The organism is Streptococcus oralis, assembly GCF_019929345.1.
Lineage (GTDB): Bacteria > Bacillota > Bacilli > Lactobacillales > Streptococcaceae > Streptococcus.
Genome location: NZ_JAHZPJ010000023.1, coordinates 1 through 5,251 on the forward strand (window position 1 = coordinate 1; position 5,251 = coordinate 5,251).

The following is a 5,251-nucleotide window of genomic DNA, read 5'->3' on the forward strand; positions in this document are numbered from 1 at the left end:
GCTAAGCGACTTCCATATCTCACAGGGGGCAACCCCCAACTACTTCCGGCGTTCTAGGGCTTAACTACTGTGTTCGGCATGGGTACAGGTGTATCTCCTAGGCTATCGTCACTTAACTCTGAGTAATACCTACTCAAAATTGAATATCTATCAAATACCAAGTAAACCTTACACTTCGTATCCTCAGTTACTTTGGATAAGTCCTCGAGCTATTAGTATTAGTCCGCTACATGTGTCGCCACACTTCCACTTCTAACCTATCTACCTGATCATCTCTCAGGGCTCTTACTGATATAAAATCATGGGAAATCTCATCTTGAGGTGGGTTTCACACTTAGATGCTTTCAGCGTTTATCCCTTCCCTACATAGCTACCCAGCGATGCCTTTGGCAAGACAACTGGTACACCAGCGGTAAGTCCACTCTGGTCCTCTCGTACTAGGAGCAGATCCTCTCAAATTTCCTACGCCCGCGACGGATAGGGACCGAACTGTCTCACGACGTTCTGAACCCAGCTCGCGTGCCGCTTTAATGGGCGAACAGCCCAACCCTTGGGACCGACTACAGCCCCAGGATGCGACGAGCCGACATCGAGGTGCCAAACCTCCCCGTCGATGTGAACTCTTGGGGGAGATAAGCCTGTTATCCCCAGGGTAGCTTTTATCCGTTGAGCGATGGCCCTTCCATACGGAACCACCGGATCACTAAGCCCGACTTTCGTCCCTGCTCGAGTTGTTGCTCTCGCAGTCAAGCTCCCTTATACCTTTACACTCTGCGAATGATTTCCAACCATTCTGAGGGAACCTTTGGGCGCCTCCGTTACCTTTTAGGAGGCGACCGCCCCAGTCAAACTGCCCGTCAGACACTGTCTCCGATAGGGGTAACCTATCTGGGTTAGAGTGGCCATAACACAAGGGTAGTATCCCAACAACGTCTCCTTCGAAACTGGCGTCCCGATTTCATAGACTCCTACCTATCCTGTACATGTGGTACAGACACTCAATATCAAACTGCAGTAAAGCTCCATGGGGTCTTTCCGTCCTGTCGCGGGTAACCTGCATCTTCACAGGTACTAAAATTTCACCGAGTCTCTCGTTGAGACAGTGCCCAAATCATTACGCCTTTCGTGCGGGTCGGAACTTACCCGACAAGGAATTTCGCTACCTTAGGACCGTTATAGTTACGGCCGCCGTTTACTGGGGCTTCAATTCATACCTTCGCGTTACCGCTAAGCACTCCTCTTAACCTTCCAGCACCGGGCAGGCGTCACCCCCTATACATCATCTTACGATTTAGCAGAGAGCTGTGTTTTTGATAAACAGTTGCTTGGGCCTATTCACTGCGGCTGACGTAAAGTCAGCACCCCTTCTCCCGAAGTTACGGGGTCATTTTGCCGAGTTCCTTAACGAGAGTTCTCTCGCTCACCTGAGGCTACTCGCCTCGACTACCTGTGTCGGTTTGCGGTACGGGTAGAGTATGTTTAACGCTAGAAGCTTTTCTTGGCAGTGTGACGTCACTAACTTCGCTACTAAACTTCGCTCCCCATCACAGCTCAATGTTATAGAATTAAGCATTTGACTCAATTCACACCTCACTGCTTAGACAGACACTTCCATTCGTCTGCTTTAGTTAGCCTACTGCGTCCCTCCATCACTACATACTCTAGTACAGGAATATCAACCTGTTGTCCATCGGATACACCTTTCGGTCTCTCCTTAGGTCCCGACTAACCCAGGGCGGACGAGCCTTCCCCTGGAAACCTTAGTCTTACGGTGGACAGGATTCTCACCTGTCTTTCGCTACTCATACCGGCATTCTCACTTCTATGCGTTCCAGCACTCCTCACGGTATACCTTCTTCACACATAGAACGCTCTCCTACCATACCTATAAAGGTATCCACAGCTTCGGTAAATTGTTTTAGCCCCGGTACATTTTCGGCGCAGGGTCACTCGACTAGTGAGCTATTACGCACTCTTTGAATGAATAGCTGCTTCTAAGCTAACATCCTAGTTGTCTGTGCAACCCCACATCCTTTTCCACTTAACAATTATTTTGGGACCTTAGCTGGTGGTCTGGGCTGTTTCCCTTTCGACTACGGATCTTAGCACTCGCAGTCTGACTGCCGACCATAATTCATTGGCATTCGGAGTTTATCTGAGATTGGTAATCCGGGATGGACCCCTCACCCAAACAGTGCTCTACCTCCAAGAATCTTTATGTCGACGCTAGCCCTAAAGCTATTTCGGAGAGAACCAGCTATCTCCAAGTTCGTTTGGAATTTCTCCGCTACCCACAAGTCATCCAAGCACTTTTCAACGTGCCCTGGTTCGGTCCTCCAGTGCGTCTTACCGCACCTTCAACCTGCTCATGGGTAGGTCACATGGTTTCGGGTCTACGACATGATACTAAGGCGCCCTATTCAGACTCGGTTTCCCTGCGGCTCCGTCTCTTCAACTTAACCTCGCATCATATCGTAACTCGCCGGTTCATTCTACAAAAGGCACGCTCTCACCCATTAACGGGCTCGAACTTGTTGTAGGCACACGGTTTCAGGTTCTATTTCACTCCCCTCCCGGGGTGCTTTTCACCTTTCCCTCACGGTACTGGTTCACTATCGGTCACTAGGGAGTATTTAGGGTTGGGAGATGGTCCTCCCAGATTCCGACGGGATTTCTCGTGTCCCGCCGTACTCAGGATACTGCTAGGTACAAAGACTATTTTAAATACGAGGCTGTTACTCTCTTTGGCTGATCTTCCCAAATCATTCTTCTATAATCTTTGAGTCCACATTGCAGTCCTACAACCCCGAAGAGTAAACTCTTCGGTTTGCCCTCCTGCCGTTTCGCTCGCCGCTACTAAGGCAATCGCTTTTGCTTTCTCTTCCTGCAGCTACTTAGATGTTTCAGTTCACTGCGTCTTCCTCCTCACATCCTTAACAGATGCGGGTAACAGGTAGTACCTGTTGGGTTCCCCCATTCGGAAATCCCTGGATCATCGCTTACTTACAGCTACCCAAGGCATATCGTCGTTTGTCACGTCCTTCTTCGGCTCCTAGTGCCAAGGCATCCACCGTGCGCCCTTATTAACTTAACCTTATTTTCTGACCTTTCAGTCAGTAACTCTTTTAATACTACAGCGTTTCGGTTTATTTTCTTGTTACTATTTGATATAGATATTCAATTTTCAATGTGCATTACTTGGTGATCTCTCACCAATGGAGCCTAGCGGGATCGAACCGCTGACCTCCTGCGTGCAAAGCAGGCGCTCTCCCAGCTGAGCTAAGGCCCCACAAGACCTCTCAAGACTAAACAAGACCAATGTACAGTTCCTTATCCTTAGAAAGGAGGTGATCCAGCCGCACCTTCCGATACGGCTACCTTGTTACGACTTCACCCCAATCATCTATCCCACCTTAGGCGGCTGGCTCCTAAAAGGTTACCTCACCGACTTCGGGTGTTACAAACTCTCGTGGTGTGACGGGCGGTGTGTACAAGGCCCGGGAACGTATTCACCGCGGCGTGCTGATCCGCGATTACTAGCGATTCCGACTTCATGTAGGCGAGTTGCAGCCTACAATCCGAACTGAGACTGGCTTTAAGAGATTAGCTTGCCGTCACCGACTTGCGACTCGTTGTACCAGCCATTGTAGCACGTGTGTAGCCCAGGTCATAAGGGGCATGATGATTTGACGTCATCCCCACCTTCCTCCGGTTTATTACCGGCAGTCTCGCTAGAGTGCCCAACTAAATGATGGCAACTAACAATAGGGGTTGCGCTCGTTGCGGGACTTAACCCAACATCTCACGACACGAGCTGACGACAACCATGCACCACCTGTCACCTCTGTCCCGAAGGAAAACTCTATCTCTAGAGCGGTCAGAGGGATGTCAAGACCTGGTAAGGTTCTTCGCGTTGCTTCGAATTAAACCACATGCTCCACCGCTTGTGCGGGCCCCCGTCAATTCCTTTGAGTTTCAACCTTGCGGTCGTACTCCCCAGGCGGAGTGCTTAATGCGTTAGCTACGGCACTAAACCCCGGAAAGGGTCTAACACCTAGCACTCATCGTTTACGGCGTGGACTACCAGGGTATCTAATCCTGTTTGCTCCCCACGCTTTCGAGCCTCAGCGTCAGTTACAAGCCAGAGAGCCGCTTTCGCCACCGGTGTTCCTCCATATATCTACGCATTTCACCGCTACACATGGAATTCCACTCTCCCCTCTTGCACTCAAGTTAAACAGTTTCCAAAGCGTACTATGGTTAAGCCACAGCCTTTAACTTCAGACTTATCTAACCGCCTGCGCTCGCTTTACGCCCAATAAATCCGGACAACGCTCGGGACCTACGTATTACCGCGGCTGCTGGCACGTAGTTAGCCGTCCCTTTCTGGTAAGATACCGTCACAGTGTGAACTTTCCACTCTCACACTCGTTCTTCTCTTACAACAGAGCTTTACGATCCGAAAACCTTCTTCACTCACGCGGCGTTGCTCGGTCAGACTTCCGTCCATTGCCGAAGATTCCCTACTGCTGCCTCCCGTAGGAGTCTGGGCCGTGTCTCAGTCCCAGTGTGGCCGATCACCCTCTCAGGTCGGCTATGTATCGTCGCCTTGGTGAGCCGTTACCCCACCAACTAGCTAATACAACGCAGGTCCATCTGGTAGTGATGCAATTGCACCTTTCAAACAGTTATCATGCAATAACTGCTATTATGCGGTATTAGCTATCGTTTCCAATAGTTATCCCCCGCTACCAGGCAGGTTACCTACGCGTTACTCACCCGTTCGCAACTCATCCAAGAAGAGCAAGCTCCTCTCTTCAGCGTTCTACTTGCATGTATTAGGCACGCCGCCAGCGTTCGTCCTGAGCCAGGATCAAACTCTCATTAAAAGTTTGAGTTCTCACTCATTTCTGTCACTGACAGATTTATTGTTTTTTCATTGTTCAGTACTACAACGTCAGTTGTAGCGCCCTGCACATTGGTTCGTCTTGTTCAGTTTTCAAAGGTCTTTGTCACTCAATCTCTCTCAAGCGACAACTATATTAGTATATCACAGCTGCTGACCTATGTCAACACTTTTTTGAAACTTTTTTTACTTTTTTCATCCCCTGCGACATACCCATAGTCCGTACGGGATTCGAACCCGTGTTACCGCCGTGAAAAGGCGGTGTCTTAACCCCTTGACCAACGGACCTGAGCTTTTCAACTCTTTCTATTATATCTACTTTTTCAACTTTGTCAAGGACTTTTT

General features: G+C 49.5%; 2 tRNA genes and 3 rRNA genes. All 5 read right to left on the bottom strand.

What is annotated here, in order from left to right:
• A 5S ribosomal RNA gene (rrf, locus tag K1I97_RS09935) occupies positions 1-116 on the bottom strand.
• Between the two features lie 76 nt (positions 117-192).
• Positions 193-3,094, bottom strand: a 23S ribosomal RNA gene (locus K1I97_RS09940).
• Positions 3,095-3,216: 122 nt separating this feature from the next.
• Positions 3,217-3,289, bottom strand: a tRNA-Ala gene (locus K1I97_RS09945).
• 51 nt (positions 3,290-3,340) lie between these two features.
• Positions 3,341-4,889: ribosomal RNA gene (locus K1I97_RS09950) — 16S ribosomal RNA — on the bottom strand.
• The 16S, 23S and 5S rRNA genes sit together here with 2 tRNA genes alongside, the layout of an rRNA operon.
• Positions 4,890-5,122: 233 nt before the next feature.
• Positions 5,123-5,194, bottom strand: a tRNA-Glu gene (locus K1I97_RS09955).
• Positions 5,195-5,251: the final 57 nt, after the last annotated feature.